Origin of the sequence: Novosphingobium sp. TCA1, from assembly GCF_009811895.1 — a bacterium.
In the GTDB taxonomy this organism is placed as follows: domain Bacteria; phylum Pseudomonadota; class Alphaproteobacteria; order Sphingomonadales; family Sphingomonadaceae; genus Novosphingobium; species Novosphingobium panipatense_A.
The window spans coordinates 1-1,509 of the sequence record NZ_BLJH01000109.1 but is presented as its reverse complement, the minus strand read 5'-3'; the positions used below and the strand labels follow the sequence as shown (position 1 = coordinate 1,509).

Sequence of the window (1,509 nt, the reverse complement as noted above, 5' to 3'; positions counted from 1 at the left end):
CGACGAGGCCCTGCGCCGCCTCGCACGACGAGATGTTCATCTGGTTCATCTGCTGGGCGGCCTGCTGGAACTCGCCCATGATCTTGCCGATCTCGGGCGAGACGCTGTCGATCGCCAGCTTGAATGCGAACCCGAGGGCATTGTTGGCGGTCGCTTTCAGCATCGCCACCATTTCGGAGGCGTTGATGAACGAGAACGAGCCGGTGAACAGATCGATGCCGCCGCAACCAGCGCGGGCGCTCGGCAGCTGGAGGTTGAACGGCGACACGCTCTTTTGCGGGAAACGGGTCCATGCGTTGCCGAGCGAGTAGTAGCCCGCCGACTGGCCCTGATAGGCGGTCGGGCCGGTCACGTTGGCAGCGCCGCCGGCATCGTTGAAGAACGAGTTCATCGAACTGGCGACGTCCGCGCGCGCGATGCCGATCGGCACCATGCTGGCGGCCCCGAGGCTCAGGGCAGCGGCGGCGAGCCGCCGACGAAAGGCGCGGAAGCGGGGGGAGGCCAGGCGCTTGGCGCGAGGGGAGGGGGGAAGCTCGTCCATTAGTAGTCACTCCCGACCTTGGTGTTGGTGAGCATGAAGATCCGGTCCATGATCTCGTCGGCCGAGAGGATGCCGAAGCCGATCGGGACGGTCTTTTTGGTGGCCGTATCGAAGAGGACAAGCGCCGGCGTCGCGTTACCCGGCACGCCCATTCGTGCGCGTTGACCGGAATCGACCACGTAATTCGGGAAGTCCTTGCTCGGGCCGCCATCCATCGAGACGGCCATCACAGCCAGGCCATGAGAGTCCGCAACCGAACGCAGGATCGGCGCGAAGATTTCGCAGGCGCCGCAGCTCTGCGCGAAGAAGTAGAACATGCCATAGCGCTGGCCGAGGTGCGCGAGCACCTGGCCGCGATCGGCGGTGCGGTTATCTGTCCACGCCCGCTTGGCGACCGTCGAGACAGGCCGCTGCAGCGTGTAGTCGATGTCCGGGTTCTGCCACAGGGCGCGCTGCCAGGTGTCGGAAAACGTCGAGGCGCGATCAAGCTGTTCGCGCTGGAAGCGCACATAGGCGATGACGTTCTCCTCGCTCGGCTCGAGGATGGCGCGCGCCTTCAGCTCGTCCAGTTGCTTTGCGATCGCAGCGATCCGCTCGCTGGCGGACTGCGCCGGTTCGGCCGTCTTCTGTTCGCTCGGTTTCGGCTTGGGCTTTTCACAATAGAACCATTGCCCCAGCTTGCGCTCGCGGCAGTAGAAGTCATCGTTGTCCTCGCTTGCCTCGAGCCCTGTATCCTGCGGGGCGGCGAGCACCGGCAGGGGCAGGGCGGGGGCCACAGCCAACAGTATCGCACCAAGGCGGGCAATGCGCCCGGGCCACCTGTCAGCGCTGCCACTTGGGCGGATCTCCAGTGCGTTACGCTCATTGGTCATCATCGACTGAGTGCTCCCCATCGAGTTCCTGCATCGCGATGCCCAGGACGGACATCATTCGGGCCACGTCGAGCATGCTCGTGCCCTGATCCATCA

Annotated in this window: 2 protein-coding genes; both read right to left on the bottom strand. The window is 64.9% G+C overall.

The genetic code is table 11. The features are described from left to right. A partial coding sequence (locus tag NTCA1_RS28265) for a conjugal transfer protein TraH (protein WP_201282631.1) occupies positions 1-433 on the bottom strand: 433 nt, incomplete at its 3' end. A gap of 107 nt (positions 434-540) precedes the next feature. Then, the gene (locus NTCA1_RS28260) at positions 541-1,416 is read right to left on the bottom strand and encodes a conjugal transfer protein TraF (RefSeq protein WP_236549634.1); all 876 of its coding nucleotides are present in this window, start codon (positions 1,414-1,416) and stop codon (positions 541-543) included. Between the last annotated feature and the right edge of the window lie 93 nt (positions 1,417-1,509).